General features: G+C 63.1%; 28 protein-coding genes and 1 pseudogene. 15 read left to right on the top strand and 14 right to left on the bottom strand.

Annotated elements, in window-relative coordinates; translation table 11 throughout:
* Positions 1–119 precede the first annotated feature (119 nt).
* From JET17_RS07350 to JET17_RS07340, 3 genes are all read left to right on the top strand, one after another.
* A complete protein-coding gene (locus JET17_RS07350) occupies positions 120–809 on the top strand; it encodes a crotonase/enoyl-CoA hydratase family protein (protein ID WP_012313366.1) in 690 nt (229 codons plus the stop codon).
* Between the two features lie 117 nt (positions 810–926).
* On the top strand, positions 927–1,646 hold the full coding sequence (locus JET17_RS07345; RefSeq protein WP_012313365.1) for a lysophospholipid acyltransferase family protein: 720 nt from the start codon (positions 927–929) through the stop codon (positions 1,644–1,646).
* Between the two features lie 63 nt (positions 1,647–1,709).
* A complete protein-coding gene (locus tag JET17_RS07340; RefSeq protein ID WP_012313364.1) occupies positions 1,710–2,681 on the top strand; it encodes a magnesium and cobalt transport protein CorA in 972 nt (323 codons plus the stop codon).
* Between the two features lie 32 nt (positions 2,682–2,713).
* Here the strand turns inward: JET17_RS07340 and JET17_RS07335 are convergent, their stop codons facing one another.
* Positions 2,714–3,448: an amidotransferase gene (locus JET17_RS07335; RefSeq protein ID WP_012313363.1), complete on the bottom strand. Its 735-nt coding sequence runs from the start codon at positions 3,446–3,448 to the stop codon at positions 2,714–2,716.
* A 526-nt stretch (positions 3,449–3,974) separates the two neighbouring features.
* On the opposite strand from JET17_RS07335, the gene JET17_RS07330 reads away from it, so the two are divergent.
* Positions 3,975–4,775, top strand: a complete 801-nt coding sequence (locus JET17_RS07330) for a cytochrome c (RefSeq protein ID WP_012313362.1) — start codon at positions 3,975–3,977, stop codon at positions 4,773–4,775.
* A gap of 58 nt (positions 4,776–4,833) precedes the next feature.
* Here the strand turns inward: JET17_RS07330 and JET17_RS07325 are convergent, their stop codons facing one another.
* The 4 genes from JET17_RS07325 to JET17_RS07310 all read right to left on the bottom strand — a co-directional run bounded on the left by JET17_RS07325 (position 4,834) and on the right by JET17_RS07310 (position 8,209).
* Positions 4,834–5,166, bottom strand: a complete 333-nt coding sequence (locus JET17_RS07325) for a ribonuclease E inhibitor RraB (protein ID WP_012313361.1) — start codon at positions 5,164–5,166, stop codon at positions 4,834–4,836.
* Between the two features lie 175 nt (positions 5,167–5,341).
* Positions 5,342–5,578, bottom strand: coding sequence for a hypothetical protein (locus JET17_RS07320; protein WP_012313360.1), 237 nt, complete (start codon positions 5,576–5,578; stop codon positions 5,342–5,344).
* 215 nt (positions 5,579–5,793) lie between these two features.
* Positions 5,794–7,866, bottom strand: a complete 2,073-nt coding sequence (locus tag JET17_RS07315; RefSeq protein WP_012313359.1) for an LTA synthase family protein — start codon at positions 7,864–7,866, stop codon at positions 5,794–5,796.
* 148 nt (positions 7,867–8,014) lie between these two features.
* Positions 8,015–8,209: a PLDc N-terminal domain-containing protein gene (locus tag JET17_RS07310; protein ID WP_012313358.1), complete on the bottom strand. Its 195-nt coding sequence runs from the start codon at positions 8,207–8,209 to the stop codon at positions 8,015–8,017.
* Between the two features lie 126 nt (positions 8,210–8,335).
* Here JET17_RS07310 and JET17_RS07305 point away from each other — a divergent pair, with 126 nt between their 5' ends.
* Positions 8,336–9,274, top strand: coding sequence for a ZIP family metal transporter (locus tag JET17_RS07305; RefSeq protein WP_012313357.1), 939 nt, complete (start codon positions 8,336–8,338; stop codon positions 9,272–9,274).
* A 920-nt stretch (positions 9,275–10,194) separates the two neighbouring features.
* Here JET17_RS07305 and JET17_RS07300 read toward each other — a convergent pair.
* Together JET17_RS07300 and JET17_RS07295 are read right to left on the bottom strand one after the other, a co-directional pair.
* Complete coding sequence (locus tag JET17_RS07300) at positions 10,195–10,725, bottom strand: hypothetical protein (RefSeq protein WP_012313355.1); 531 nt, start codon at positions 10,723–10,725, stop codon at positions 10,195–10,197.
* Positions 10,726–10,784: 59 nt separating this feature from the next.
* A complete protein-coding gene (locus JET17_RS07295; protein ID WP_012313354.1) occupies positions 10,785–11,309 on the bottom strand; it encodes an ankyrin repeat domain-containing protein in 525 nt (174 codons plus the stop codon).
* Between the two features lie 268 nt (positions 11,310–11,577).
* Between JET17_RS07295 and JET17_RS07290 the strand changes: the two genes are divergently transcribed.
* Positions 11,578–11,850 (top strand): DUF3509 domain-containing protein, encoded by a 273-nt coding sequence (locus JET17_RS07290; protein WP_012313353.1) that lies wholly within the window; start codon positions 11,578–11,580, stop codon positions 11,848–11,850.
* Between the two features lie 117 nt (positions 11,851–11,967).
* Here JET17_RS07290 and JET17_RS07285 read toward each other — a convergent pair whose 3' ends face one another.
* The 3 genes from JET17_RS07285 to aroC all read right to left on the bottom strand — a co-directional run bounded on the left by JET17_RS07285 (position 11,968) and on the right by aroC (position 14,899).
* On the bottom strand, positions 11,968–12,504 hold the full coding sequence (locus tag JET17_RS07285) for an oxidase (RefSeq protein WP_012313352.1): 537 nt from the start codon (positions 12,502–12,504) through the stop codon (positions 11,968–11,970).
* Entirely contained in the window at positions 12,504–13,658 is a 1,155-nt protein-coding gene (locus tag JET17_RS07280) for an MFS transporter (protein WP_012313351.1), read from the bottom strand. The genes JET17_RS07285 and JET17_RS07280 overlap by 1 nt, the downstream gene beginning before the upstream one ends.
* A 149-nt stretch (positions 13,659–13,807) precedes the next feature.
* The gene (gene aroC, locus JET17_RS07275) at positions 13,808–14,899 is read right to left on the bottom strand and encodes a chorismate synthase (protein WP_012313350.1); all 1,092 of its coding nucleotides are present in this window, start codon (positions 14,897–14,899) and stop codon (positions 13,808–13,810) included.
* Between the two features lie 172 nt (positions 14,900–15,071).
* Here aroC and JET17_RS07270 point away from each other — a divergent pair, with 172 nt between their 5' ends.
* Positions 15,072–16,034: an alpha/beta hydrolase gene (locus tag JET17_RS07270; protein ID WP_012313349.1), complete on the top strand. Its 963-nt coding sequence runs from the start codon at positions 15,072–15,074 to the stop codon at positions 16,032–16,034.
* An 81-nt stretch (positions 16,035–16,115) separates the two neighbouring features.
* A complete protein-coding gene (locus JET17_RS07265) occupies positions 16,116–16,904 on the top strand; it encodes a hypothetical protein (RefSeq protein WP_012313348.1) in 789 nt (262 codons plus the stop codon).
* 82 nt (positions 16,905–16,986) lie between these two features.
* Here JET17_RS07265 and prmB read toward each other — a convergent pair whose 3' ends face one another.
* Entirely contained in the window at positions 16,987–17,895 is a 909-nt protein-coding gene (gene prmB / locus JET17_RS07260) for a 50S ribosomal protein L3 N(5)-glutamine methyltransferase (RefSeq protein ID WP_012313347.1), read from the bottom strand.
* 179 nt (positions 17,896–18,074) lie between these two features.
* Here prmB and JET17_RS07255 point away from each other — a divergent pair, with 179 nt between their 5' ends.
* The 6 genes from JET17_RS07255 to JET17_RS07230 all read left to right on the top strand — a co-directional run bounded on the left by JET17_RS07255 (position 18,075) and on the right by JET17_RS07230 (position 22,213).
* Positions 18,075–18,665, top strand: a complete 591-nt coding sequence (locus tag JET17_RS07255) for a cysteine hydrolase family protein (RefSeq protein WP_012313346.1) — start codon at positions 18,075–18,077, stop codon at positions 18,663–18,665.
* An 89-nt stretch (positions 18,666–18,754) separates the two neighbouring features.
* On the top strand, positions 18,755–19,075 hold the full coding sequence (locus JET17_RS07250; protein ID WP_012313345.1) for a hypothetical protein: 321 nt from the start codon (positions 18,755–18,757) through the stop codon (positions 19,073–19,075).
* A 96-nt stretch (positions 19,076–19,171) separates the two neighbouring features.
* The gene (locus tag JET17_RS07245; RefSeq protein ID WP_012313344.1) at positions 19,172–19,732 is read left to right on the top strand and encodes a Smr/MutS family protein; all 561 of its coding nucleotides are present in this window, start codon (positions 19,172–19,174) and stop codon (positions 19,730–19,732) included.
* Positions 19,733–19,802: 70 nt separating this feature from the next.
* Positions 19,803–20,348 (top strand): GTP cyclohydrolase I FolE, encoded by a 546-nt coding sequence (folE, locus tag JET17_RS07240; RefSeq protein WP_012313343.1) that lies wholly within the window; start codon positions 19,803–19,805, stop codon positions 20,346–20,348.
* A gap of 57 nt (positions 20,349–20,405) precedes the next feature.
* Positions 20,406–20,777, top strand: coding sequence for a glutaredoxin family protein (locus tag JET17_RS07235; RefSeq protein WP_012313342.1), 372 nt, complete (start codon positions 20,406–20,408; stop codon positions 20,775–20,777).
* 1,148 nt (positions 20,778–21,925) lie between these two features.
* Positions 21,926–22,213, top strand: a complete 288-nt coding sequence (locus tag JET17_RS07230) for a hypothetical protein (RefSeq protein WP_042111249.1) — start codon at positions 21,926–21,928, stop codon at positions 22,211–22,213.
* 466 nt (positions 22,214–22,679) lie between these two features.
* Here JET17_RS07230 and JET17_RS07225 read toward each other — a convergent pair whose 3' ends face one another.
* Entirely contained in the window at positions 22,680–23,282 is a 603-nt protein-coding gene (locus JET17_RS07225; protein ID WP_012313341.1) for a glutathione S-transferase family protein, read from the bottom strand.
* A gap of 144 nt (positions 23,283–23,426) precedes the next feature.
* Here JET17_RS07225 and JET17_RS07220 point away from each other — a divergent pair, with 144 nt between their 5' ends.
* Entirely contained in the window at positions 23,427–24,617 is a 1,191-nt protein-coding gene (locus JET17_RS07220) for a benzoate/H(+) symporter BenE family transporter (RefSeq protein WP_012313340.1), read from the top strand.
* Between the two features lie 123 nt (positions 24,618–24,740).
* Here JET17_RS07220 and JET17_RS27715 read toward each other — a convergent pair whose 3' ends face one another.
* Together JET17_RS27715 and JET17_RS27710 are read right to left on the bottom strand one after the other, a co-directional pair.
* Entirely contained in the window at positions 24,741–25,604 is an 864-nt protein-coding gene (locus tag JET17_RS27715; RefSeq protein ID WP_371928088.1) for a methyl-accepting chemotaxis protein, read from the bottom strand.
* Positions 25,602–25,826 (bottom strand): annotated as a pseudogene (locus JET17_RS27710) (HAMP domain-containing protein); the annotation flags it as partial. The pseudogene JET17_RS27710 and the gene JET17_RS27715, both read right to left, overlap by 3 nt.
* Positions 25,827–26,732 lie beyond the last annotated feature (906 nt).

Raw genomic sequence — 26,732 nt, 5'->3', positions numbered from 1 at the left:
CCCTGCCCTGATTGCGCAAGGCATGAGGGCCAGTCGCTGACTGGCTGGTCAGCCTTGCTGCTTTACCTGGCCCGCAGCGCTGGGTAACGTCGTCGCCACGCCACCTAAAGGACTCTGTCATGAGCGAGCTGATTACCTACCACGCCGAAGACGGCATCGCCACCCTGACCCTGAACAACGGCAAGGTCAACGCCATCTCACCGGATGTCATCACTGCCTTCAACGCCGCCCTGGACCGCGCCAAGGAAGATCGCGCCGTGGTCATCATCACCGGGCAGCCAGGCATCCTGTCCGGCGGCTATGACCTTAAAGTGATGACCGCAGGCCCCAAGGAAGCCATCAGCCTGGTCACCGCCGGCTCCACCCTGGCCCGGCGCCTGCTCTCTCACCCGTTCCCGGTGATTGTCGCCTGCCCCGGCAACGCCGTGGCCAAGGGCGCCTTCCTGTTGTTGTCCGCCGACTACCGCATCGGTGTCGAGGGGCCTTACAAGATCTGCCTGAACGAAGTGCAGATCGGCATGACCATGCACCACGCCGGCATCGAACTGGCCCGCGATCGCCTGAACCGCGCAGCATTCCAGCGTTCGGTGAACAATGCCGAAATCTTCGACCCACATGGCGCGATGCAAGCGGGCTTCCTCGACAAGGTGGTGCCGGCCGAGCAGTTGCTCGACACCGCACTGGCCGCTGCGCGTGAATTGAAGAAGCTGAACATGCTGGCGCACAAGAACACCAAGCTGAAGGTGCGCAAGGGCCTGCTGGATGCCCTGGATGAGGCGATCGAGCTGGACCAGAACCCGCTCGGTTGACCCTGGAGGCCCTCTGGCCGGTACGCCGCCCTTAGGGCCATTACGGCGAACCCAAGGTTTGCCCAACCCAGTGCACAGCCGTACACTGCACCGCGACTGTCTGGTGTGAGTCGTACCATGCTTTACTGCCTTCGCATGCTCCTGCTGGCGCTGCACTTCCTGCTGGTCGGGGCCATTGGCCTGCTGATCGGCCTGCTGCGCCCCTTCAATCGCGACAACAGCCGCATCTTCGCCCGCCTTTACAGCCGGCCGGCCACTTGGCTGCTGCGCATCAAGGTCGAGGCCGAAGTCGGCCCGCTGTGGGACCAGCCACCCGGCTGCGTGATCATTGCCAACCACCAGTCCAACTTCGACCTGTTCATCCTCGGCCATGTGGTGCCCCGGCGCACTGTCGCCATCGGCAAGAAAAGCCTCGGCTGGATCCCGCTGTTCGGGCAGTTGTTCTGGCTGGGCGGCAATGTACTGGTGGACCGCAAGAACGCTTACCAGGCGCGCAAGGCCATGCAGGTGACCACGCGCATCCTGCGTGACGACACCTCGATCTGGATTTTCCCGGAAGGCACGCGCAACCCCGAAGACCAATTGCTGGCGTTCAAGAAAGGCGCCTTCCACATGGCCCTCGAAGCGGGCGTGCCAATCGTGCCGGTGTGCGTCAGCCGCTATGCGCGGCGCCTGGGCCTGAACAGCTGGCGGCGCCGCACAGTGATCGTGCGCTCACTGCCGCCGATCAACACCGAAGGGTTGACCCAGCAAGACATTCCAACGTTGATCGAGCAGTGCCGCGGGCAGATGCAGCAGTGCATCGACCACATGGAAGGCGAGCTGGCCAAACGCTAGGTTGCCCTCAAGGCCCATACAGCCCAAGCTGTAACCCGTGTGCAACCGGACAAGTGGATAACCATGGGTCGAGTCGTGGCATCGGCGGTGTACAGCGCCGGCAGAAAAGTCACCAACATCAGCATCGACGAGGGCAGCGAGTGGGCGCGCAAGCCCGGGCATTTCGTCTGGATCGGCCTGGAAGAGCCCAATGCCGAAGAACTGGCCAACCTGCAGTGCCAGTTCAACCTGCACGAACTGGCCATTGAAGACGCACTGGAGAAACACAGCCGGCCCAAGCTCGAAACCTTCGGCGACGCGCTGTTCATCGTCACCTATTCACCCGTGCGCCATGAGGGCAAGCTGGAGTTCATCGAAACCCACATCTTCGCCGGCAACGGCTACATCATTACCTGCCGCAATGGCCACTCCAAATCCTATGCCCTGGTGCGCCAACGCTGCGAGGCGCGCCCCTTGCTGTTGGAGCACGGCGAAGATTTCGTGCTTTACGCACTGCTGGACTTCGTTACCGAAAACTACCAACCGGTCAGCGAAGCCATCCATGGCGAGATCGAAGAGCTGGAGCAGAGCGTGCTCACCGGCTCATTGCTCGAAGACGACATTCGCCGCCTGCACAGCCTGCGCCGTGACATCTTGCGCCTGCGCCGCTATGTGGCACCGATGGTGGAGATAAGCGAGGAGCTGCAGCGCCTGAGTTTCCCCTTCATCGACAAGAACATGCGCCCCTACTTTCGCGACGTGCAGATCCACGTGACGCGGCAAATGGAAGATTTGGTCGGGATCCGCGACATCGCCAGCCAGACCATCGAGATTGGCATGCTGCTGGAGTCACGGCGGCAAAGCATCGTGCAGCGCAAGTTCGCAGCGTGGGCGGCGATTCTGGCTTTCCCCACGGCGATTGCCGGGATCTACGGGATGAACTTCCAGAACATGCCGGAGCTTGGCTGGCATTACGGGTATTTCGGGGTACTGGCGGTGATCGGGCTGGGATGCACCGGCCTGTTCGCCAGTTTCAAGCGCTCCGGCTGGCTTTAGCGTGTCGGGGCTGCTTTTGCAGCCCCTGTGGTTCAGGCAGCGCTGTCGCTGGCCTTGGCTGGCTGCTGGATGAAGCGCATCATCCACTCGCCGACCAGGTCGCCCTGGTGTTCAGTGGCCAGGCTAGCCACTGCCTTGTGGTAAACCTCATCCCCCAGGTATTCCTGACGCGCATCCAACAAGGCCCGCGAATAGTCGTGGACAAACTCCGGATGCCCCTGGAAGCACAGCACCTGGTCGCGAATGTGATACGCCGCATTCGGGCAGAAATCGCTCGACGCGATCACCGTGGCGCCTTCAGGCAGCTCGGTCACCTGGTCCTGGTGGCTGATCAGCAGGGTCAGCTCGGAAACCTCAGGGTCCATCCATGGCGCATGCGCCGCCAGCGAGTAGCGATGGATGCCAACGCCCCACCCCTTGTCGGCCCGCTCGGCCTTGCCACCCAGGGTCAACGCCAGCAACTGATGGCCGAAGCACACACCCAGCAGCTTTTCGCCGCGCTGGTAAAGCTTGAGCAAATACGCCTTGAGGGTCTGGATCCATGGATCGGTACCGAACGAGTCCGCCTTGCTGCCTGTCACAAGGTAGGCATCGAAACGTTCATCGTCGGCGGGGTAATCGCCGTTCATCACGTTGTACACACGAAACTCGGCTGCGATCGGCTGCCGCGAGAAGAGCTGCTCGAACATCCTGCCGTAGCCCTGATACTGCGCGGTCAACTCCGGTCGCAGGACATCGGTCTCAAGGATGCAGATGCGTAACGACATAGGGATAGTCCTGAACGACATGGGTGGGAATCAGCTGTAGAGACTGCCGTGAAAGGCACGTACAAGCAAGTAGGCTGCACTGACGAACGGTCACATTTTGTCGGGTAGGCGCAGGGTGTTGCGCCACTGTCTAGCCAGAGCGTGCCAGAGGGCTGGCTTTTTGCCTCATATCATCAAACAATCGATTTTCAGCTTTAATAGAACAAAGGGTTCTTAAACATGGATGACGTTCACCCTACTGTTGGTTGTATATCGATGCAAAGAGGTAAGTGGTAGGGCGTGCAGGCACGCTGCGGTGATCGACCCGAAGTGCGACAAGGAAGCCAACGGGTATTCAGGAATAACAACAAGAAGGCGGTCCGCCATGTTCAGACAATCGAAACTTCGCCAAGCTGGGCTCATTTTATTCGCCACGACGTTGCTGTTGATCTTGCCGAACCTGACACGTTTGTTCGGATGACGATGGCAGTGGCCTCAAGGGGCAACGCACAGGTAACCTGCCGGCCATGACGGTCGGAGCGTGCCCATGCGCCTAGGTTTTGCCCTGCTAGCCCTTCTTCTCAGCCTGCCCCTGTCGGCGGCCCAACTGCACCTGGAACTCGACGGCTCGTCGCGCACTCTGGACAGCGCAGATTTGCTGCGCATGCCGCAAGCACGCGAAATAAACATCGAGCAGGACGTCTCTTATAAACGGCCCATGCGTTACCGCGCGGTGCCTTTGGCCACGCTGTTGCAAGGCATAAAGGCAGATGATCACCTGCAGGCCGTGGCGCTGGACGGTTTCGCTGCCGAAATGCCGGCCGCGCCGTTGCTGCAAGAGGGCCCGGCACGCGCCTGGCTGGCCATCGAAGACCCCGCCGCGCCGTGGCCGGCACTGGGCAACGGCAAGCCAAGCGCCGGGCCGTTCTACCTGGTGTGGACCGCCCCACAGGCAAGCGGCATCCGCCCCGAGCAATGGCCGTTTCAGATCGCCACCATCCGCCGCCTGGCGGCGGTGGAACAACGCTTCCCGGCGCTGCTCCCTGACCCGAAGCTGCCGGCCGAAGACCCGGTGCGCCAGGGCTTTGCCCTGTTCCAGCAGAACTGCCTGGCCTGTCATCGGCTCAACGGTGCGGGGGATGCCCAGTTCGGCCCGGACCTGAATGTGCCGCATAACCCGACCGAGTATTTCCAGCCGGGGTTCCTGCGCCAGTACATTCGTGACCCGCAAAGCTTGAGGCAGTGGCCACAGGCGCGGATGCCGGGGTTTGCCGAAAGTGTTTTGAGTGAAGAGGAACTGGATGCCCTGCTGGCTTATCTGGGGCATATGGCCAAGCGTAGGCCTTGAAGGCCAATCGCCGGCTGGCCGGCGATTGGATCGGGCTGCAAGGCAGCCCCAGTGGGTTTCAGGCTATCGGCCGTTCCTGCTTGACGCCCCACCCCTCTACTTCGCCGCCATAGGGTGACACGACCTGCTCGAACGCCTCTTCGAAGTCCCCGATACCACCATAGGTGGCATACATGATCTTGCTCAGTTCCAGGTGCCACACACCATCACCCCGTTCTCGCACCTGAGCATTGAGCGACTCACCGCGAAACTGCCCGGCCGCGCGTCGCGCACCGGCTTCATCTGGAAATACCGCGTAGAACTCGATGGGATGGATACGGCTGAAATCGAAACCGCCAGCTTTCATCTGACGCAGGACATTGCTGCTGATATCGTCGTTCTGGCTGCTCATGAATCGTCCTCCTGAATAAAGCAATGGATAGACTTTCCGTGCACTACGCACCTGCCGGCATTGCCGTGCAGTTCGAGCTGATGCAAGACGCGAATTGACAGGTGCAGCCCCGCAGAACAGGCCAACACCTCCCACTAGCGTAGTGCCTGGCACGGCACCACGCCAACCGCGCGGGTCAGGAAGATTCCTGGATACGGGTGATGACCACGCCGTTCTGCTCCTTGAGCCAACGTGCCGTGGGGGATGGGGCCCGGTCCTGGAAGTCGTTGAGGTCCAGTTCATCCATGACCGGGAAAAGATGCGAACGAATGGCACGAGCTGCCTCTTCCTCGCTGGGGCACTGTTCGCCGTGCATCAGCAGCGTGATTGGCTCGCCTTTCTGGTCGGCAAAGATGACTTCCCACTCTTTCATTGAATAGCCCTCTCAAGCAGAGAACACCGGGGTGATGCCTGTTAATGCTTGACCGTGAGCCGGGGGTTTTGTTCAGTCAGTTGCAGCCACTGGTGACCGCAGGCCGGCGCCCTACCTTGTGGGAGCAACTGTCTTGCTCAACCTCTAAAAGCTGGCGCGATCCCTGTGGGAGCCGGCTTGCCGGCGATGGGCCGCCAGGCGGCCCTGTTTGCAAGTTACTTCGGTGTACCGTGCACCACACCGGCCGTGTTGTCGAGCAGGCTCTTGGTCGCGGTCTGGATATACGCTTCGAGCTGCTTGAGCATTTGCGGCTGGTCGGGGCTTTCGATCAGCTCGGCCTTGAACTCGCTGCCCAGCTGGTAGCGGTAAAGGCGCGGGGTCATGTCCTTGGACTCGATGAGGATGCGGTCACCCTGCACCAGGCCAACGATCTGCTCGCTGCCCGACGGCTTGATCATGCCAACGCCCTGGTCGCCCTCAGGCAGGTTGAGCAGGTCGCGGCCCCAGCACTGGTGCCGTGCCTGGCCACCCAGGCGGCCCATGATGGTCGGCACGATGTCGACCTGGGTACCCACGGTGTGGTTAAGCGCACCGAACTTCTCCTGGATACCCGGCGCGATCAGCAGCAGCGGCACGTTGAAGCGGCCCAGGTCCAGTTCGGTAACCTGCTGGTGGTTGCCAAAACCATGGTCGCCAACGATGACGAACAGGGTGTCCTTGAAGTACGGCTCCTTGCGCGCCTTCTCGAAGAACTGGCCCAGCGCCCAGTCGGAGTAGCGCATGGCGGTCAGGTGCTCGTCCAGGCGGCCCTGGCCGGTGACCTTCTCGACCGGCAGGTCCTTGGGCAAGGCATACGGGGTGTGGTTGGACAGCGTCTGCAGCAGCGCGTAGATCGGCTTCTTGCCATCATGCTTGGCCAGTTCTTCGTTGCCACGGTCGAACATGTCCTGGTCGGAAACGCCCCAGGTCGGGTCGGAGAACACCGGGTCGACGAAGTCGTTGCGGCCGATGAAGGTGGTCATGCCCTGGTTGCCGAAGAAGCCGGACTGGTTGTCCCAGGCGAAATCACCGTTGTAGACGTACACGTCGTCGTAGTCACGGGCGCTCAGCAGCGCCGGCAAGCCCGACAGCTTGTGGCCGCCTTCCGGGGTCTGCATCAGGTATTCGAAGCCCGGCAGGTTGGGGAAGCAGGCCATGGTGGCGAACATGCCCTGGTGGGTATGGGTACCGTTGGAGAAGAAGCGGTCGAACAACAGCCCTTCCTTGGCCAGCTTGTCGAAGTACGGGGTGATGTTGTTCGGGCTGCCCAGGGCGCCTACCGAATGGCCGGCGAAGCTCTCCATGAGGATCACCACGACGTTCTTGACCGGCAAGGTACCTTCGGCCGGCGGCACGAAGTCACGGCGCACGGCGGCCTCGTCGGTATCGACCAGCGTGTCGTAAGGGGTCAGGAGATGTTCACGCACGGTCTGCGTGGCCAGGTTCTGCTCCAGCACCGGCTTCCAGATGTTGGCACGGTCCTCGCCGAAACGGCTCTTGGCAGCGTCGATCAGGGTCAGGGTACCGTTGAGGCCCAGCTGGTTGACGAAGTTGGAGTCAGTGGTGAAGGCATCGCCCCAGCGCATGGGCGGGCCCTGGCGCAGGGTGCCACGGGCGGCAACCACAGCCACCAGCAGGATCACCATGAACACGGCCAGGCGGTGGTACCACGGCGCAATACTGCGCTGCACGGCAACGCCACTGCCACCGACGCCACGGGTCAGGCGGTCGATGCCCTTGAACAGCAGGCTCAGCAGCCAGGTGCCGAACAGCCAGGCCAGCAAGTAGCGGACCACCGGGAAGCCGTACCAGAGCATGCTCATCACGGTTTTCGGGTCTTCCTTGATGTACTGGAAGACCAGGCCGTTCAGGCGCTGGTGGAACTCGCGGTAGAAGTCCAGCTCCATCAGGCCGAGGAACATCACCACGCTCGAGGTGAGGGTCAGCCAGAGGCGGAACAGGCCGCGCCGGGCCATGGCCCATGGGCTCAGCGTTGCCAGCAGCAACGGGATGCTCAGGTACACCACCACGCGCAGGTCGAAGCGCAAACCGTTGAACAAGCCTTCGGCAACGGTGGAATAAGGGGTGTCGCCGATCATGTCACTGTTGTAGACCAGCAGCGCGAGGCGCACCAGGCTGAGCATCAGCATGATCACCAAGGCACTGAGCAGCGTATAGGCCAAGTGCGATTTCAAGGTCGGCGAGAAAGCTCGCGCGCCCTGTTGCTTCAAGGCATCCGTGTTAGCCATGAATGGGAAGATCCTAGGATTGCGTGTTTGCGGGATGGCGCCGGCGCTAGACCAACGCAGCATTGTGCGGGTGCGGATTCTGTTTAAACCAATGTGAAAATTTTGTCACGGCGCTGTTGCTGGTTTTGTCTGCGCGAGCAAAATGCCCCTATCCAAGGCGCACATTGCCCCTGGGACCGGCAATGGCCCAGATCACCAGGCCGACCACCGGCAGCAAGGCGATCAGCAGTATCCACAGCACCTTGACCCCTACCTCCCGGCCACTCTTGATCACATTGAGGATTGCCCAGATATCCAGCGCCAGAATGATCAGGCCAACCAGCCCATTGAACGTCGAACCCATGGCAACCCCCCCGTTGAAAGTCAGTGTGGCTGAGCATAGTCAGCTATCACGTCGATAGAAGGGAATCCTTGGCCTGCCCTGCCGGTCACTGGATAGACTGCAAGCATTCACAGATTCGAGGTTCGTATGCCCCCAGCCCATACCCAAACCCCCGCCTCGCCCTCCTTGTTGAGCGCCTGGCGCCAGCAGGCGGCCAATACCCCGTGGCTCAGCGCGGGCCTGGGCGTGAGCTTGTTGGCGGTCATCGTGCTACTGGCGGCGAGTTTCTGGAACGCCGTCAACGGCGAACATGCCGACAGCCTGCACCTGGCGCTGCTCGGCGGGCTGTCCGGTTTCGGCGCCACGGCCTTGGGCGCGGTACTGGCCGTTGTGCTGCGCGATGTCAGTGCCCGCAGCCAGGACGTGATGCTGGGCTTTGCGGCCGGCATGATGCTGGCCGCCAGTTCGTTTTCATTGATATTGCCCGGCCTTGAAGCTGCCCGCGAAATTACCGGCAACGGCCCGGCCGCCGCCTTTACCGTAGTGCTGGGCATGGGCCTGGGTGTGCTGCTGATGCTCGGGCTCGACCGCTTCACCCCGCACGAACACGAAAGCACCGGCCCCTGCGGCCCTGAGGCCGAGCGCATCAGCCGGGTATGGCTGTTCGTGCTGGCGATCACCCTGCACAACCTGCCCGAGGGCATGGCTATTGGCGTGAGCTTTGCCAATGGCGACATGAATGTCGGCCTGCCGCTGACCAGCGCCATCGCCATTCAGGACATCCCCGAGGGCCTGGCCGTAGCGCTGGCCTTACGCGCAACCGGGTTGTCCAACTTCAAGGCCGCGCTGGTAGCGATTGGCTCGGGCCTGATGGAGCCGTTGGGCGCGGTGATCGGGTTGGGGATTTCCACAGGTTTCGCCCTCGCCTACCCCATCAGCATGGGGCTGGCGGCGGGGGCGATGCTGTTCGTGGTGTCCCACGAGGTGATACCCGAAACCCACCGCAATGGGCATCAGACCGCAGCGACGCTGGGGTTGATGGGCGGGTTTGCGGTGATGATGTTTCTGGATACGGCATTGGGTTGAAACGACTTACCGACGCCGCTCTTGTAGGAGCGGCCTCGTGTCGCGAAAGGGCTGCGCAGCAGACCCAGCAATTTGTGTTGCGCTGCTGAGACCTGGGGCCGCTTTGCGGCCCTTTCGCGACACAAGGCCGCTCCTACAGGCGTGTGAGCTGCCTTGAGCGCTTTCAGTACCATTATCACCTGGCTTTGTTCAGCGCGGCCAGCTGCACCTTGCTGCAGGTAGGAGCGGCCTCGTGTCGCGAAAGGCTGCGCAGCAGACCCAGCAATTTGTGTTGCGCTGCTGAATCTTGGGGCCGCTTTGCGGCCCTTCGCGACACAAGGCCGCTCCTACAGGCGTGTGAGCTGCCTTGAGCGCTTTCAGTGCCATTATCACCTGGCTTTGTTCAGCGCGGCCAGCTGCACCTTGCTGCAGGTAGGAGCGGCCTCGTGTCGCGAAAGGGCTGCGCAGCAGACCCAGCAATTTGTGTTGCGCTGCTGAATCTTGGGGCCGCTTTGCGGCCCTTCGCGACACAAGGCCGCTCCTACAGGCGTGTGAGCTGCCTTGAGCGCTTTCAGTGCCATTATCACCTGGCTTTGTTCAGCGCGGCCAGCTGCACCTTGCTGCAGGTAGGAGCGGCCTCGTGTCGCGAAAGGGCTGCGCAGCAGACCCAGCAATTTGTGTTGCGCTGCTGAATCTTGGGGCCGCTTTGCGGCCCTTCGCGACACAAGGCCGCTCCTACAGGCGTGTGAGCTGCCTTGAGCGCTTTCAGTGCCATTATCATCTGGCTTTGTTCAGCGCGGCCAGCTGCACCTTGCTGCAGGTAGGAGCGGCCTCGTGTCGCGAAAGGGCTGCGCAGCAGACCCAGCAATTTGTGTTGCGCTGCTGAGACCTGGGGCCGCTTTGCGGCCCTTTCGCGACACAAGGCCGCTCCTACATCCGATTCAGCTGTGAACGGCCACCTTGAGCGCCTCTAAGGCCGGCTCTACCTTGATACGCAGTTCAGCACCCAGCTCCAGCACACGCGCCAGGTCGTTCTGGCCGACCATCACCACTTGCAACTCATCATCGAGCAACTGGCTGAAGTTGAGCAGCACATAACCACCGGCCTCTTTGTTCAGCGCCGCCATTTGCACCTGGATGCGGTTGAGCGCCGTCAACGGCTCGGTACGCGCCAGTTGCTTGGGCTTGAGGGTGAACGGCACGCTCTTGTCGAACGAATCGCTGATGTGCTGGAACAGCTCCTGATAGCTGTCGGCCTGGAACACAACGGTGTCGGGCAGGCTACCAAGCACCACCCACTCGCCCAGCGGGATGGGGAAGCTGTCGTCGTAGTTGATGTCCGGGTTGGCGGCGAGGAAGGCAGCGGGGTCGGCGTAGGCCTGCGCGGCCTCGTCGGCGATGCGCTCGATGTCTTCATCGCGCATGCAGCCGGCGCCGATGAGGCTGATGAATTCGAGCAACTGGTTTTTCATGAAGGGGGCCTGCGACGGGTGAAAAGTCGCCAAGGATAGCCGCAAACGCCCCCGGGCGGTTAGCCTGCAAGCGCCTGCAGGCGCGCTGCGGTATCGGCTGCGCCCATGGTGTGCGCCGCCATCAGCGCGGTGGCGCCGCGCGCATCCTGGTGTGCCGGGTCGGCGCCTTGGGCCAGCAGGTAGTCAAGAATCTCTACACGGTTGAACATGGCCGCCAGCATCAGTGCAGTACGCCCGTCCTGCGCAGCGGCGTCGACCGGCACGCCGTTTTCCAGCAACAGCCGGATCATCGCCAGGTCACCCTTGAACGCCGCACCAGCGATCGGAAGTTGGCCGTTGTCGTTGGCAACAAGCGGGTCGGCACCATGGCTCAGCAATACGCGAACCGCTTCATGGTGGCCATGGTAGCAGGCTAGCATCAGCAGCGTGTCGCCGTTGTGGTTGCGCAGATTGGCTGGCAAGCCACTGGCCAGAAGACGCTCGAGCATCTCGGCATCCCCCTGACGGGCACGCTCGAAGACCTGCTCGGCGAATGCCGCGGTCTCGTCATCGGTCATGGCGGCGGGTGCTTGTTGTTCAGACATCTGGAACCTCCTGTCAGAAAAGATTGCCCAAGTGTTTGTCAGGCAAGCCCAGCAGGTCAAAGGTTCAGAATCTATAGCGCCGATAGGCATTGGCCGGCTCGTGCAAATTGCACTGTGCAAAATGCACGACCATGCAGCCTGCACGGCACCACCCTCCAGGAAACAATGCTAAGGCATTGAAAATAAAGGATTTTTATAAGAACCGAGTTCTGGCACGTTCACTGCAACTATCAACTCACGTCTGCCCACACATCAGTCAGGAGTTGATATGGACCTCATTCAGGAAAAGTTCGTCTCGGTGTTCTCGGCCTATCAGGTCACCACCCAGCCTCGCCCCGACGGCGGCATCCTGCTGACGCTGCGTGCCACCGATGGCAGGGTTACCCGCCGTGTGCTGACCTACGGGCAACTGCACAGCGCCGAACAGCTGTCTTGGGCAATCAGCGCCATTCGCCGCGACCTGGCCGAGCAAGCCAGTGAACTGCCGGTGATTTCGATGCTGCAGAGCCAGCAGCGCTTCGCGTTGCCGACCTACCGTTGAGTTTTGTCTGCACCGGCCGCTTCGCGGGTAAACCTGCGCCCACAGGTACTGCATTGCCCATAGGGATGGCGGGGTACCTGCAGGCACAGGCTTGCCCGCGAGGGGCCGGAGCGGACACTAGAACTCGTCGATCCCGGCGTACGCACGCGCAGTATCATCCCCGGTAAAGCGCGCCTGCATGCCCTGTTCGCTGGCGTACAGCCGCAGCGCCAGGCAGAACGGGTTGTCCCCCAGCTCCACCCAGCGCCGGCTCCCTGCCGGAATCACCAGTTGGTCGCCTTTCTCACACACCAGCGCATACACATAGTCACCCAGGCGAAGCCCGATCTGGGCACGACCTGTGACTACGGCAAATACTTCATCAACCTCATGCACATGCTCATCGCGCAGGTCGACCTGTGCCGGGTCGGCACCGTCGCGGTTGAGCACACTGAACGCTGCGCAGCCCTGGGCAGTCATCAACCGGTCAAGGTGTTCGCGGCAGGCGCTCATTACTTCATCCTGGCTGCTGCCTGGCCGTATGCGCAGCTCCAGCGCAGCGTGGTCAAAACGCACGCCCTGCTCTGCCAGCGTTGCGGTGATGTCGTCGTGGTGGGTCAGTACCTTGTTCGGCAAGGCCGGGCTGGACGGGTGGAATACACAGAGGATACTCATCAGCGGCTGGTCCTGGTCGATTTCAAACGAGTGGCAATGATAACGGCTGCCGCGAGCGCTGCGGCGCTGGCCATACCAAAGGTGAAGGTGGGGCCCAGCAGCTTCCAGCTGTAGCCCGAATACAACGCCCCCAGCGCACCGCCGGTGCCAGACAGCGCGGCATACAATGCCTGGCCCTGGCCTTGCTGACGTGCGCCGAAACTGGCCTGGACGAAGGCGATGGAGGCAGCGTGGAAGCAGCCGAACGTGGCTGCGTGCAGCACCTGGGCGAAGATCAGCACACCCGGCTCGCCCGCCAGGTTGCCCAGCAGCAGCCAGCGCAGGGCGGCCAACAGGAAGCTGGCCAGTAGCACCTGCTGCACGCTGAAGCGCGTGAAGATGCGGCTCATGACCATGAAGATCAGCACTTCGGCCACCACCCCCAACGCCCACAGCAGGCCGATGGCGCCGCGGCTGTAGCCCAGGTGTTCCAGGTGCAACGTGAGGAAGGTGTAGTAAGGCCCGTGGCTGAGCTGCATCAAGGCCACGCACAGGTAGAAGCCAACCACCCCAGGCGCCCGCAACTGGCGCAGAAAGCCGCCCGCGTCGCGCCGCTCGCCCTGCTCCACCGGTTGGGCATTGGGCACCCACAGGCTGGCCGCGACAATGCCCGCCATGATGGTTACCAGGGCGACCGGGTAGATATCCAGGCTCAGCCATTCGAACAACCGCCCAAGGCCGACCACGGTGAGGATGAAACCGATCGAGCCCCACAGGCGCACCTGACTGTAGCGCGCCGTCTGCCCGTGCAGGTGGGCCAGGGTGATGACCTCGAACTGCGGCAGCACCGCGTGCCAGAAGAACGCGTGCAGGGCCATCACCAGCGCCAGCCAGGCGTAGCTCTTGCCGAAGAAGATCAGCGAAAAGGTGGCCAGGGTACACAGCGCGCCGAGGCGCACGATCAGCAGCCGCTGGCCGCTGCGATCACCCAGCCAGCCCCACAGGTTGGGGGCGATGCAGCGCATCAGCATGGGGATGGCTACCAGCTCGCCGATACGCGCCGGGGGGAAGCCGAGGTGGTCGAAGTACAGGGCCAGGAACGGGGCTGTCGAACCCAGCAGAGCGAAGTAGAAAAGGTAGAAGCTGGACAGGCGCCAGTAGGGGATCGGATTCATCAGGGCTCAGCCGGAATGGGGTATTGCCTGTACCGGCCCTATCGCCGGCAAGCCGGCTCCTACACTGCACCTGTGGAGCCGGTTCAAGCCGGCGCCCATGCTGCCCGTGTGGGAGCCGGCTTGCCGGCGATAGGGCCGGTACTTGCGAATCAGAGCTGGCCCAGAACCGGAGTTGCGACCTTCACCTCGGCATTCTGCGCCCGGTGACGCAACAGGTGATCCATCAGCACGATAGCCATCATCGCTTCGGCGATCGGCGTGGCGCGGATGCCAACGCACGGGTCGTGACGGCCCTTGGTGATGACATCGACCGGGTTGCCGTCCACGTCGATGGAGCGGCCCGGCACGGTGATGCTCGAGGTCGGTTTGAGCGCCAGGTGGGCGACGATCGGCTGGCCAGAGCTGATACCGCCCAGAATCCCGCCCGCGTTATTGCTGAGGAAGCCTTCGGGGGTCAGCTCGTCGCGGTGCTCGGTGCCGCGCTGGGCGATGCTGGCGAAGCCGGCACCGATTTCAACACCCTTGACCGCGTTGATGCTCATCAGCGCATGGGCCAGCTCCGCGTCCAGGCGGTCGAAGATCGGCTCGCCCAGGCCTGGCATCACGCCTTCGGCCACCACGGTGATTTTTGCCCCGACCGAGTCCTGATCGCGGCGCAGCTGGTCCATGTAGGCCTCAAGCTCCGGCACCTTGTCCGGGTCGGGGCTGAAGAAGGCGTTGTCCTGCACCGAATCCCAGGTCTTGAAGGGGATTTCGATCGGCCCTAGCTGGCTCATGTAGCCGCGCACCTGGATGCCCTGGGTGGCCAGGTACTTCTTGGCGATGGCACCGGCCGCCACGCGCATGGCGGTCTCGCGGGCCGAGCTGCGGCCACCGCCGCGGTAGTCGCGGATGCCATACTTGTGGTGGTAGGTGTAGTCGGCGTGTGCCGGGCGGAACAGGTCTTTTATCGCCGAGTAGTCCTTGGACTTCTGGTCGGTGTTGCGGATCAGCAGCCCGATCGAGCAGCCGGTGGTACGGCCTTCGAACACGCCGGAGAGGATCTCCACTTCGTCGGGTTCCTGGCGCTGGGTGGTGTGACGGCTGGTGCCGGGCTTGCGCCGGTCGAGGTCGTGTTGCAGGTCGGCGAGGGAGATTTCCAGGCCCGGAGGGCAGCCATCGACAATGGCGACCAACGCCGGGCCATGGCTTTCGCCAGCGGTGGTGACAGTGAACAGCTTGCCGTAGGTATTGCCGGACATGGACGCTCCGCGAGTCTGCCTGAGGTTGACGAAAGCAGCAGTATACAGATGGAATGGTGGTCTGTGAGCGCCCTGTCACCGGCTTGCCGGCGATAGGCGATCATGGCCAGGCCACCTGCCGAACCTTCCCATGAACGGTGGGTCAAACGCTCATCTCCCCATGTAGTACCGCATGATGCCGCGCCTCGTCGCCTTCTTCCTCCTGCTGTGCACCGGCCTTGCCCAGGCAGCCTCACCCACCGTCCTGCAACGCCCTATCGACCTGGACACCGGGCAAGGTGTGCTGCATGGCAGCCTGCTGTTGCCGCAACAGGCCACCCCGCCCCCTGTGGTGTTGATCATCGCCGGCTCCGGCCCTACCGACCGCGATGGCAACAACCCGGCCTCTGGGCGTATCGACAACCTCAAACGCCTGGCGCTGCTGCTGGCCAACGAGCACATTGCCAGCGTGCGCTACGACAAGCGCGGTGTGGCCGCCAGCCTGCCGGCCACGCCCGATGAGCGCAACCTCAGTGTCGAGCGCTACGTCGCTGATGTGGTGGCCTGGAGCCGCAAGCTCAAGGCCGACCCGCGCTTCGGCCCGCTGATACTGGTCGGCCACAGCGAAGGCGCCCTGATCGCCAGCCTGGCCGCCGAGCAGGCCGGCGCCAGCGCCGTCATCACCCTGGCTGGCAGCGGCCGGCCCATCGCCGATGTGCTGCGCGAACAACTGGCGCAACGCATGCCGCCAGCGCAACTGGCCCGCAGCAGCGCCCTGCTCGAACGCCTGCAGGCCGGGCAGACCAGCCTGGATGTCCCCGCCCCCCTGCGCCAGGTATTCCGCCCCAGCGTGCAGCCCTACCTGATCTCACTGTTCCGGCAAGACCCGGCCAAGGCCTTCGCCCGCCTGCCGATGCCTGCGCTGATCATCCAGGGCCGCAACGACGTGCAGGTCGATGTGGCCGACGCCGAGCGCCTGAAGGCGGCCAAACCCGATGCCCAACTGGTACTGATCGACGGCATGAACCACATGCTGCGCATCAGCCCCAAGGCCATGAGCGAGCAGCGCGACAGCTACCTGAACCCTGAACTGCCGCTGGCCCGTGAGTTGGGTGAGCGGGTGGTGACGTTCATTCATCAATTGCCCTCAGCCTGAGGAGATCGCCGCACAATGGCCTCAGGTCCTGGGCGATACGGCCGATAAGCTCGGTATTGGCTTGCATGTGAGAACGCCCTGATGACCGATGCCCCCGCCGCCGTAGAGCCGGCCGAAGAGCCGCAAGCCCCGGAAAGCCCAGTGCTGCCCTGGGCTGACCTGGCAGTAGAACACTTTCAGTTGCTGCGCCTGGCGCCGCTGCCTACCGACCGCAACAGCGGCGCACGGCCGCTGCGTTTCGTCGAGTTCGGCCATGCCGAGCGCCACGACAAGGCGCACAGCCTGCTGCGCATGGAAATCCGCCTGCCCGGGCAGAAGGTGCGCAAGGAGCAGAACCATCTGGATGTGCGGGTCGACCACCTTGAGCGGCGGGTGAGCATCGGCAGCGACAGCGGCCTGCAGCTGGAGCCACTGAACCGCGGCTTGGGGCGTTTCATGCTGGCCCAGGCCGTGCAATGGCTGCAGCGCAAGTGGTCGCACTACCACATCGAAGGCATGGCGCTACCGAACAAGGATGCCCTGAACGAAGACACGCGCCTGCGCCGTGACCGCTTCCTGAGCGCGACCGGCATCGAGGTGGAGTACGCCGACGGGCAGCACCTCAAAGGCCGTACTGTCGAAGCCACGGTGGGCCAGCTCAAGGGCGGCTGGAACAGTGAGAAGGTGCAGCGGGTGGCCATGCTCGAGGCGGCCGGGATGCTGCAGCAGGCCGAGCAAAACCTTCTGGAGAAGGAGGCGCAACTGCGCGAGCGCGATGAGCGGGTGGCCAAGTACCAGCGCGAGGACAGCGGGCTGCGCTTTACCATTACCTGCCTGGTGGCGTTTGCGGTGTTCCAGGCTGGGTTGTTGATCTGGATTGCCACCCGCTAGAGCAAGTGGGCGCATGCCATGGGTGTTACAGCGGTTTTGAGACCGTGCAACCAAGACATGCCCCCGCCCTGTCAAGGCCCTATCAAACGCGGGCCTTGAACAGCTCCTGATGCTGCCGGCACTGCTCCGCCGTCAGCATGAACACCCCATGCCCACCGCGCTCGAAGTCCAGCCAGGCGAAGTCGACCTCCGGGTACAGCGCCTCGACATGCACCTGGCTATTGCCCACCTCGACAATCAGCAGGCCCTTCTCGCTCAGGTGCTCGGCTGCCTCGGCCAGCATGCGCCGCACCAGGTCCAGGCCATCGTTGCCGCAGGCCAGGCCCATCTCCGGCTCATGGTGATACTCGGCCGGCATGTCGCCGAAGTCCTCGGCATCGACATACGGCGGGTTGGACAGGATCAAGTCGAAGCGCTGCCCCGGCAGGCCCGCGAAACCGTCGCCCTGCACCGTGTACACACGCTCGTCCAGGCCATGGCGCTCGATGTTCTGGTTGGCCACTTCGAGCGCTTCGAAGGACAGGTCGGCCAATACCACCTCGGCCTCGGGGAACACCTCGGCCGCCACGATCCCGATGCAACCGGAGCCCGTGCACAGGTCGAGAATGCGCGCAGGCTCGTTGGCCAGCCATGGCTCGAAGCGTTTTTCGATCAGCTCACCGATTGGCGAACGCGGTACCAGCACACGCTCGTCAACGATGAACGACATGCCGCAGAACCACGCCTCACCCAGCAGGTAGGCAGTGGGTACACGGTCTTCGATACGGCGCTTGAGCAGGTGCTGCAGGCGTACACGCTCGTCGTCCTCAAGCTGGCAATCCAGGTAGCTGTCAGCGATTTCCCACGGCAGGTGCACGGCGCCCAGCACCAGCAGGCGGGCTTCATCCCAGGCGTTGTCGGCACCGTGGCCGAAGAACAGCTCGTGCTCGTGGAAGCGGCTGACCGCCCAGCGGATATGGTCGCGCAAGGTGCGCAGACGAGATGTGATCACGGGGTACTCCTATTCAGATCTGGACAAAAGTCTAACAGCCCGCACCACACAAATGTTCCTGCGGATCGCCCAGCGGGTAGCCACAGGCCAGTAACTGCGCCGGTTTCGATGTCAACCATTCCCATTGGCGCCAAGGCAAGGGAGAATAGGTATACAAAAGCCCTTCCAAGGAGCCCTTGATGTCCGTTCCAACCACGATGTTCCGCCTCACTGGCCGCGATTACCCGCCGGCCAAGCTGAGCCAAGCCAGCCTGATCGTCATCGATGCGCAAAAAGAGTACCTCAGTGGTCCCCTCGCGCTGTCGGGCATGGACGAGGCCGTGGCCAACATCGCCAGGTTGCTCGACGCCGCCCGCAAGGCCGGCCGTCCGATCATCCACGTCCGCCACCTCGGTACCGTCGGCGGTCGCTTCGACCCGCAAGGCCCCGCTGGTGAATTCATCCCGGGGCTGGAGCCACGCGACGGTGAAATAATCATCGAAAAGCGCATGCCCAACGCGTTCAAGAACACCAAGCTGCACGAAACCCTGCAGGAGCTGGGGCACCTGGACCTGATCGTCTGCGGTTTCATGAGCCATTCCAGCGTCAGCACCACCGTGCGCCGGGCCAAGGACTATGGTTATCGTTGCACCCTGGTGCAAGACGCTTCGGCGACCCGCGACCTGGCCTTGAAAGACCGCGTGATTCCCGCTGCGCAGATTCACGAGTGCGAAATGGCCGTAATGGCCGACAACTTCGCCTGCGTCGCCCCCACCGCCAGCCTGATCTGAGCCTGGCGAGCTGACCACCGCCCGGCTGCCGGGCGGAACCCGGGGGCCGGTTGCGGGTCGAATTCCGGATATCCACAGAGGAAATCGGAATGAAGCTCAAAGGCAGTTTCGACGCCAAACGCCTGCGCCAGCGCGAGCCAAGCAACTGGGGCGCACGCTTGGCCGCAGGCCTGTCGGCGCTGCTTGCCACGTTCGGTGTGCTGCTGGCCATGGCCGGCATCGCCGGGTTGCTCGGTAATTACCCGGCCTTTGCCGAGCTCAATGCCAACCGCCCGCTTTCGATAACCCTGAGCGTGGTCGGGCTGTTGCTCCTGTACCTGGGCGTGCGCTTCTGGCGGCGCAGCCGCATTCGCCTGCGCCGTGGTCGGGAGCTGAACATGTCGCCGCACCTTATGAAGAAGCACGACTGAAGGCTTTGCTGAAGCCTCCTGGCCCTGCCGGCGGCAGGGCCATTGCTGACGCCACAGGGTTGATCGCGTAAACTACGCCGCCCACGTGGAGGCCCCATGCAAGACGACGATTTTTCCCTGTTCAGCGCCGAGGTGCGCGGCGTCAAGCCGATCAAGCACGACCGTGCCGAGGTCGGCAAACCCAAGGCTGACCGCAAGCAGCTGGCCGGCCTGCGCCAGGCGGCGACCGTGCGCAGTGACCAGCCGTTGGTGATTGACGGCCTGTCCGACCAGTTCGTCATCGACGTGGGTGCCGAAGACGAGTTGATGTGGCGCCGCGACGGCGTGCAGGAAACCCAGCTGCGCAAGCTCAAGCTCGGCCAGATCGCCTTCGAGGGCAGCCTCGACCTGCACGGCATGACTGTCGAGAAGGCCCGCGAAACCCTGTGGGCTTTCATTGCCGAGGCCACCAAGCTGGAAGTACGCTGCGTACGCGTGACCCACGGCAAGGCCGCGCGCCTGGATGGCAAGCGCCCGATGATCAAGAGCCACGTCAACACCTGGCTGCGCCAGCACCCGCAGGTGCTCGGTTTCGCCTCCTGCCAGGCCCGCCACGGCGGCACCGGTGCCGTGTACGTAATGCTCAAACGAACCATGATGGAAGGCCGCGACGAGTAACGCCGCGCTTGCAGCGCAGGCTTTGCCGCCGTAACCTTCGTTTTTGCGATTTTTTCCCACAGGTAGATACATGTCCCTGGAACAGAACTACACCGAGATCCTCAGCCAGATCGGCGAGGACGTCTCCCGTGAGGGCCTGCTCGACACGCCCAAGCGGGCTGCAAAGGCCATGAAATACCTTTGCCGCGGTTATGAGCAGACGCTGGAAGAAGTGACCAACGGCGCACTGTTCACCTCCGACAACAGCGAAATGGTGCTGGTCCGGGACATCGAGCTGTATTCGATGTGTGAACACCACATGCTGCCGTTCATCGGCAAGGCGCACGTGGCCTACCTGCCCAAAGGCAAGGTACTGGGCCTGTCCAAGGTCGCACGGATCGTCGACATGTTCGCCCGCCGCCTGCAGATCCAGGAAAACCTCAGCCGCCAGATCGCCGAGGCCGTGCAGCAGGTGACCGGCGCTGCGGGTGTGGCGGTGGTTATCGAAGCCAAGCACATGTGCATGATGATGCGCGGTGTAGAGAAGCAGAACTCGACCATGCTCACCTCGGTGATGCTCGGCGAATTCCGCGACAACCCGGCCACGCGCATGGAGTTCCTCGGCCTGATCAAATGATCGGCGCGTGACCCGAGCCGGCCCTGTGGGTCGGCTTTTTATTTTCAGGAGTTGCAGATGATCGTCAAAGCCTTGCGGGTTGGCCTCGGCCAGCTCATCGTGTTCGGCGACCTGATCAGCCGCCCGGCCAAGCGCAAGCGTGATGCCGCGGCCCAGGCGCATGTCGAGCAGCAGGCCAAGGGCCTTGCGCTGTACCAGTTCCATGCGTGCCCGTTCTGCGTGAAAACCCGCCGCACCCTGCACCGCCTGAACGTGCCAGTGGCATTGCGCGATGCCAAGAACGACCCAGAGCACCGCCAGGCGCTGCTCGAAGGTGGCGGCCGGGTGAAGGTGCCGTGCTTGCGCATCGAAGAGCAAGGCAACGTGACCTGGATGTATGAGTCCAAGGCAATCATTGCCTACCTGGACAAACGCTTCGCGAGTATCTGAGGCGGTTTTTTGTAGGAGCGGCCTTGTGTCGCGAAAGGGCCGCAAAGCGGCCCCAAGACTCAGCTGAGCAACACAAATTGCCGGGGCTGCTGCGCAGCCCTTTCGCGACACAAGGCCGCTCCTACCCGCAGCAAGGTGCAAATGGCCGCGCTGAATAAAGCCAGGTGGTGACGACACTGGAAGCGCTCAAGGTCGCGGTTCACGCCTGTAGGAGCGGCCTTGTGTCGCGAAGGGCCGCAAAGCGGCCCCAAGACTCAGCTGAGCAACACAAATTGCCGGGGCCGCTGCGCAGCCCTTTCGCGACACAAGGCCGCTCCTACCCGCTGCAAGGTGCAAATGGCCGCGCTGAACAAAGCCAGGTGGTGATGACACTGGAAGCGCTCAAGGTCGCTATTCACGCCTGTAGGAGCGGCCTTGTGTCGCGAAAGGGCCGCAAAGCGGCCCCAAGACTCAGCTGAGCAACACAAATTGCCGGGGCTGCTGCGCAGCCCTTTCGCGACACAAGGCCGCTCCTACCCGCTGCAAGGTGCAAATGGCCGCGCTGAACAAAGCCAGGTGGTGATGACACTGGAAGCGCTCAAGGTCGCTATTCACGCCTGTAGGAGCGGCCTTGTGTCGCGAAAGGGCCGCAAAGCGGCCCCAAGACTCAGCTGAGCAACACAAATTGCCGGGGCCGCTGCGCAGCCCTTTCGCGACACAAGGCCGCTCCTACCCGCTGCAAGGTGCAAATGGCCGCGCTGAACAAAGCCAGGTGGTGATGACACTGGAAGCGCTCAAGGTCGCTATTCACGCCTGTAGGAGCGGCCTTGTGTCGCGAAAGGGCCGCAAAGCGGCCCCAGGATATCAGCGGCGCCACAGATATCCTGGGGCTGCTGCGCAGCCCTTTCGCGACACAAGGCCGCTCCTACCCGCAGCAAGGTGCAAATGGCCGCGCTGAACAAAGCCAGGTGGTGACGACACTGGAAGCGCTCAAGGTCGCGGTTCACGCCTGTAGGAGCGGCCTTGTGTCGCGAAGGGCCGCAAAGCGGCCCCAAGACTCAGCTGAGCAACACAAATTGCCGGGGCTGCTGCGCAGCCCTTTCGCGACACAAGGCCGCTCCTACCCGCTGCAAGGTGCAAATGGCCGCGCTGAATAAAGCCAGGTGGTGATGAAACTGGAAGCGCTCAAGGTCGCTATTCACGCCTGTAGGAGCGGCCTTGTGTCGCGAAGGGCCGCAAAGCGGCCCCAGGATATCAGCGGCGCCACAGATATCCTGGGGCTGCTGCGCAGCCCTTTCGCGACACAAGGCCGCTCCTACCCGCAGCAAGGTGCAAATGGCCGCGCTGAACAAAGCCAGGTGGTGACGACACTGGAAGCGCTCAAGGTCGCGGTTCACGCCTGTAGGAGCGGCCTTGTGTCGCGAAAGGGCCGCAAAGCGGCCCCAAGACTCAGCTGAGCAACACAAATTGCCGGGGCCGCTGCGCAGCCCTTTCGCGACACAAGGCCGCTCCTACCCGCAGCAAGGTGCAAATGGCCGCGCTGAACAAAGCCAGGTGGTGATGACACTGGAAGCGCTCAAGGTCGCTATTCACGCCTGTAGGAGCGGCCTTGTGTCGCGAAGGGCCGCAAAGCGGCCCCAAGACTCAGCTGAGCAACACAAATTGCCGGGGCCGCTGCGCAGCCCTTTCGCGACACAAGGCCGCTCCTACCCGCTGCAAGGTGCAAATGGCCGCGCTGAACAAAGCCAGGTGGTGATGACACTGGAAGCGCTCAAGGTCGCTATTCACGCCTGTAGGAGCGGCCTTGTGTCGCGAAAGGGCCGCAAAGCGGCCCCAAGACTCAGCTGAGCAACACAAATTGCCGGGGCCGCTGCGCAGCCCTTCGCGACACAAGGCCGCTCCTACGGAACCTGTGAGGCCTGCTCAGCCCACCATCGGCACATGCCGAGGATGCGCGGCCACCCGGTCCAGCCAGGCTCGCACCCCCGGGTACTCGGCCAGGTCGAACCCACCCTGATGCGCCACATGGGTGTAGGCATACAACGCCACATCGGCAATCGAATATTGCTCACCCACCAGATACGGCGTCATCTGCAACTGCCGCTCCATCACCCTCAATGCCTTGTAGCCGCCCTTGTGCAGCTTGCGGTATTCGTCCACGCGCTCGTCAGGCAAACCCAGGTAAAACTGGATGAACCGCGCCACGGCGATGTACGGCTCATGGCTGTACTGTTCGAAAAACTGCCACTGCAGCACCTGGGTACGCAAACGCGGCTCGCTGGGCAGGTACTCGCTGCCATCGGCCAGGAAATTGAGAATGGCGTTGGACTCCCACAGGCAGGTGCCGTCCTCGAGCTGCAGCACCGGCACCTTGCCATTGGGGTTCATCGCCAGAAATTCGGGCGTTTCGGTCCCCCCCTTGAGGATATCCACCGGATGCCATTCATAAGGGCTGTCCAGCAGACTCAGCATCAGCTTGACCTTGTAACAGTTGCCCGACTGGTAGTCGCCATAGACTTTGTACATCGCCCCTCCCTCCCATGCAGTTGCGCATTCGTGCCCAATAGTTGGCGACTGTACGGCTAAAAGCAATGCCCGCTGTATGGCAAGAATCAACCCGGCGCGCGTTAGTCTGAAAAAACTGCTTACACATGGACAAGGACTTACCCCATGACCGATGCCACCTCCGCACGCCTGCGGCCCCTGGCAGACAGCTCAACGTCGGCCGTCGTCGCCGGCTTCATCGCCATGCTCACCGGCTACACCAGCTCGCTGGTGCTGATGTTCCAGGCTGGCCAGGCTGCGGGCCTTTCCACGGCGCAGATCTCGTCGTGGATCTGGGCCCTGTCCATCGGCATGGCGGTCTGCAGCATCGGCCTGTCGCTACGCTACCGCACGCCGATCACCGTGGCCTGGTCGACGCCCGGGGCTGCGCTGTTGATCACCAGCCTGGGCGGGGTCAGCTACGGCGAAGCGATCGGTGCCTATATCACCTGTGCCGTGCTGGTGATCATCTGCGGCCTGACCGGCAGCTTCGAACGCCTGGTCAAACGCATCCCGGCATCACTGGCCTCGGCATTGCTGGCTGGCATCCTGTTCAAGATCGGCAGCGAGATCTTCGTCGCAGCGCAGCACCGCACGCTGCTGGTGCTGGGCATGTTCTTCAGTTACCTGCTGGTCAAACGCCTGTCGCCCCGCTACTGCGTGCTGGCAGCTTTACTGGTGGGCACCGCGCTGTCCGGCGCACTGGGTTTGCTGGACTTCAGCGGCTTCAGGCTGGAAGTGGCCACACCGGTGTGGACCACGCCTAGCTTCTCGCTGGCCGCGACCATCAGCATCGGCATTCCACTGTTCGTGGTGGCCATGACCTCGCAAAACATGCCGGGCGTTGCCGTGTTGCGCGCCGACGGTTATCAGGTCCCGGCTTCGCCATTGATCTCCACCACGGGCTTTGCCTCACTGCTGCTGGCCCCGTTCGGCTCGCACGGCGTCAACCTGGCGGCCATCAGCGCAGCGATCTGCACCGGGCCGCACGCCCATGAAGACCCAAGCAAGCGCTATACAGCGGCAGTGTGGTGCGGGATTTTCTACGGCATTGCCGGGGTATTCGGCGCCACACTGGCGGCGTTGTTCGCTGCGTTGCCCAAGGAGCTGGTGTTGTCTATTGCGGCATTGGCGCTGTTCGGCTCGATCATGAACGGCCTGACGGTGGCCATGAGTGAGGCGCGCGAGCGGGAGGCAGCGCTGATTACCTTCATGGTGACGGCGTCGGGGTTGACCCTGTTTTCGATCGGGTCTGCATTCTGGGGGATTGTGGCGGGGGTGGTGACCCTGCTGATTCTCAACCCGCGCAGGGCCTGACCGAAGGGGTGCCGTACCGGCCCCATCGCCGGCAAGCCGGCTCCTACAGGTACACCACTGATTTCAAGGCATGCGGTGTAACTGTGGGAGCCGGCTTGCCGGCGATGGGGCCGGTACAAACGATCACAAACGAAAATGCCCCACCATCCCCTTAAGGTCACTGCCCAACTGCGCCAGCTCGATACTTGACTGCGCATTACCCTGCATTGCCAACGCCGCCTGATCGGCACTCCCACGAATCTGCGTGACACTGCGGCTGATCTCTTCGGCCACCGAACTCTGCTGCTCTGCCGCCGCGGCAATCTGCTGGTTCATCTGCTGAATCAACGACACCGCCGCCGCAATACTGCCCAGGGCGCTTTCGGTTTGCAGCGCATCGGCCACCGCCAGGCGTACCAGGTCGGTACTGCCACGGATCTGCGCCACCGACTGCTGGGCATTGCCGCGCAGGCTGGCAACCAACCGCTCGATCTCCTCGGTGGACTGGCGGGTACGCCGGGCCAGCGCCCGCACTTCATCGGCCACTACGGCAAAACCACGCCCCTGCTCGCCCGCCCGCGCCGCTTCGATGGCGGCATTGAGCGCCAGCAGGTTGGTCTGCTCGGCGACGCTCTTGATCACTTCCAGCACATCGCCAATGGTGTGGATCTCGGCGCTCAGGCTGTCGATACCCGCGCTGGCAGCATCCGCCGCCGCCGCCAGTTGCTCGATACGCTGCATGCTCTGGCGCACCACCACCTGGCCGGAATCGACCTTCTCGTCAGCGGCCTGGGCCGCCAGTGCCGCCTCTTCGGCATTGCGCGCCACATCGTGCACGGTGGCGGTCATCTGCTGCATGGCGGTCGCCACCTGCTCGGTCTCTTCCTTCTGGCTACCCACTTCGCGGTTGGTCTGCTCGGTGACCGCAGACAGGGCCTGGGCACTGCCAGCCAATTGCTCGATGCCCTGCTGCAGGCCGCTGACGATGCCTGACAGCCCGGCAGCCATCTGCTGCATGGCCTGCATCAACTGGCCCACTTCATCGTTGCGCGCAGCTTCCACGTCCAGGCTCAACTCCCCGGCAGCGATGCGCTGGGCACGGCCAATCACCCGTTTAAGCGGGCCGACCACCGCCCGCGTGATCAGCCACCCCGCCAGCACGCCCACCAGCAGCGCCAGGCCGGTAGCCAGGGCGATGGCCACGGCATTGCGCGTCAGCTCAGCCTGCATCGCCTGCTCGTCCGCCGCATAGGCCTGATCGACCCGCTGCGTAGCCTGCTCGGCACGCGCCTGCAGTTGCGCCTTGATACCGTGCTCTTTGCCGAGCAGGTCGGTGTATTCGTTGAGTTTGTCGGAGAAGCTGGTGATATGCCCCTGCACCTCGCCCAGCACGCTCTGGTACCCCGCATCGCCGACCGCCGCCTTGAGCTGCTCGACCAGCCCTGCCGCTTCAACTGTCTGGGCGATGCGCCCTGCGCCTGCACCTTCCTCACCCTTGCGGCTCTGGTCCAGGCGCACGCGTGCCTCGTCCATGGCCTGCAGCATCAAGCGTGATACCTGGGCCACCTGCGCGGCCTGCTCCAAAAACTCCCCGCCTTGCTGGCCTTGTGACTGCTTGAGCGTGTAGGTGCCGTCATCGGCCAGGCCAGCCTGCAATACATCAAGGTTGTTGGCCACGCTGGAGACCGACCAACTGGCCATGTCCAGCGCCAGCTCCTTGGCCTGCACCGCTTCGACAAAGGCTTCGAAGGCCTGGCCATACGCCGCCAGGTCCGCTTCGGCCGCCGCCAGTGCCGGCAGGCTACGGGCGCGTTCGCTGAGGTTGTGCAGGCCGCTGCGCAAGGCGTCGGCCTCCTTGATATCGGAGCGCAGGGCAAAGGCCTGTTCGTGCTGGCGCAGCTTGAGCAGGTCGGTATTGAACTGGCCCAGCTGGCGCAGGCCACCGAAATGCTGGCCGACGCTGTACAGCGCGGCAATGCCAATAGCGGCCACCGCCAGGGTCAGCAGCAATACCAAGGCAAAGCCCAGGCCTAGCTTGCGGGCCATGCCCAGGTTGGCCATAAAACCCTGCCTGCCCGTCTCCATACGCCGCCCCCTTGCTCTCAGGATTTGCAAAGGCCAAGCGTGGCAACGATT

The sequence above is a fragment of the Pseudomonas putida genome (assembly GCF_016406145.1).
GTDB classification, from domain to species: domain Bacteria; phylum Pseudomonadota; class Gammaproteobacteria; order Pseudomonadales; family Pseudomonadaceae; genus Aquipseudomonas; species Aquipseudomonas putida_E.
The sequence above is the reverse complement of the archived record's forward strand: the minus strand, read 5'-3'. Positions and strand labels throughout refer to the sequence as shown.